The organism is Microcoleus sp. Pol8_D6 (assembly GCF_036700965.1).
Lineage (GTDB): Bacteria > Cyanobacteriota > Cyanobacteriia > Cyanobacteriales > Microcoleaceae > Microcoleus.
This window is the reverse complement of sequence record NZ_JAUBPW010000152.1, coordinates 1-2,345: the sequence shown is the minus strand read 5'-3', so window position 1 is coordinate 2,345 and position 2,345 is coordinate 1. Positions and strand designations below refer to the sequence as shown.

Sequence of the window (2,345 nt, the reverse complement as noted above, 5' to 3'; positions counted from 1 at the left end):
TTCTGCCACATCTCTTGATGAGATTATTCGCGCTTATTGTGCAACTTAGTGTCTCATTTTTATTTGAAATAACTATATCATTCCGGCGCAGCCGGAAGAGATATTAACAGTTAACAGTGGGACTAACTCAAACGAGTGACACTCAAATGAGTGACACTCGAAAAAGTGACTGTGCGTTAACAAATCCCACCAGTTATACCTGAAATATCAAATACCAAAACTTAAATCTTGAGAGGAAGCAAATTATGTACACCGAAGAAAGAAGCTTGAACAATGAAACTATGGCTCTCGTCGCCGAAACTACTTCTCAATCAACTCTGGCATTTGCTGAAACCACTGCAGGAAACAAACCCACATTACAAAGGGGTTCAACAGGTCAAGCTGTCAAGGAACTACAACAGCTTCTATATCATTGGGGTTATTATTCCGGGGCGATTGACGGTATTTTCGGCATCCAAGTTCACAACGGCGTCAAAGGCTATCAACACCGCGTCTTTTTACAAGAAGATGGGATTGTCGGCCCTATTACTTGGCAAGCACTATACTCTGGTGCACCTGTGAATATGCCGGTAGTCATGAAGGGCAGTTCTGGTAATGCTGTTAAAATTGTTCAGAATGTCTTGAAAATGAATGGATACTATTTCGGTTCCATTGACGGATTCTTCGGGGCGATGACAGATGTAGCAGTGCGACAATTGCAACTCAGCAAAGCTTTACCGCAAGATGGAATTGTCGGCTACAAAACTTGGCACGCCCTCAGCAAGTTACGGCACTAATGACGGCTGGGATTCATATAAATTCCGGTTGCACGAGCGAAATAATTGTTGACTGTTGACTGTTGACTGGCGGCTAGAAAAAATGATTTTTTGACTGTTAACTGTTGACTCGATTTGATTATTCCGATGCAACCGGAAACCATATGATGACGTTGGCTGTTGGTATGTTGATGCTGTATGAGTTTGTTTTATTTCAGTTGATAGTTTAAGCAATATCTAAAGGAGTAAATGTGATGGGTACTCAATTCAAGAGAAGAATTCTCTCAATTGATGGTGGTGGTATTCGGGGTATTATTCCTGCGATCCTTCTCAACTACATTGAAGAGCGCACAGGAAAACGCATAGCAGCAATGTTTGATTTTATTGCAGGCACTTCAACAGGAGGAATTTTAGCACTGGGTTTAACTAGAAAGAACTCAGACTCTAGCATCAATCGTGAGCCAGAGTATACCGCTGCCGAACTTGTAAATTTCTATCGCAAATATGGACAAAAGATTTTTAATGAGTATGTTCCACTGGATTTTGATGATTTGTTACAACCCAAGCACAACCCAAAAGGTAGGCAACAAGTTTTAAAGGATCTTTTAGGTGAAGCTAAGGTTGAAGAGGCATTACGAGAAATTTTTATTCCGAGCTATGATATCGAACTCAGAGCACCAATTTTTTTTACAAGCAATCGGGACGCAGAGGAAATCAAGAGTTTTGATAGCCGGAAAGTATGTACGGGATTCAAAATGTGGGAAGCAGCAATGGCAACTTCTGCTGCACCGACATTCTTTCCACCCTACCAACTCGAAACGGGACATCATACCGATGAGGGATATTACGCTTTGGTAGATGGCGGAATTATTGCAAATAATCCTTCCTCACTTGCAATGATGGAAGCGATGATTTCTTACAAGAAAAAGACTGGTGAAGAACTACAACGTACTGAGACCCTTGTTGTTTCTTTAGGTACGGGATCACTAACTAAGAAATATAAGTATAAAGAAGCAAAAAATTGGGGTCAACTAAAATGGGCTGTTCCCTTAATTAACGTTGTTCTAGATGGCCAAAGCGAGTCGGTTGCGTATGAACTAGATCAGCTAATGGTGACTAAAGGAGATAAAGAAAATAACCGAAACTACTATCGTTTTCAACTTCAATTGAGTAGCGATAATGGTCACGATCAAATCGACAACGCAAGTCCCAGTAATATTGAGTACCTAGAGAACCGAGGTGAAAAACTGATTGAACACAGTAAGAAAGATTTGGATGAGTTGTGTAAGCTTTTGAAGGAAGACACTGAACTATATTCTAATTAACCGCACCGTTAAATGGAGTTCTGGTTGGAAGATTTTTAATGGGGGTAAGATTTTGTGTGTATTCATTCCCACAAAACTGCATCCCAAACCGCACCGCTTCCCCCATTACCTAACAACGATCGCAATCCGAAGCCGTTTTCTCCCACCTGAGCAACTTTTCCCGAAACACCGGGTCTTGCTTGGCTTACTAGACCTCTTGCAAAAGTCCCCAATAAGGGCAATAGTGAGGTGATTGAGAGGAAAAACTGATGACTTACGAACAAGT

Annotated in this window: 3 protein-coding genes; 2 read left to right on the top strand and 1 reads right to left on the bottom strand. The window is 41.2% G+C overall.

The window, feature by feature from the left end:
- Nucleotides 1–245 precede the first annotated feature (245 nt).
- Complete coding sequence (locus tag QUA10_RS28850; RefSeq protein ID WP_333085942.1) at nt 246–776, top strand: peptidoglycan-binding protein; 531 nt, start codon at nt 246–248, stop codon at nt 774–776.
- A 233-nt stretch (nt 777–1,009) separates the two neighbouring features.
- Nucleotides 1,010–2,080: a patatin-like phospholipase family protein gene (locus QUA10_RS28845; protein WP_333085943.1), complete on the top strand. Its 1,071-nt coding sequence runs from the start codon at nt 1,010–1,012 to the stop codon at nt 2,078–2,080.
- Between the two features lie 62 nt (nt 2,081–2,142).
- Here QUA10_RS28845 and QUA10_RS28840 read toward each other — a convergent pair.
- Nucleotides 2,143–2,345 (bottom strand): hypothetical protein (locus QUA10_RS28840; protein ID WP_333085944.1); only part of this gene is annotated, 203 nt, incomplete at its 5' end.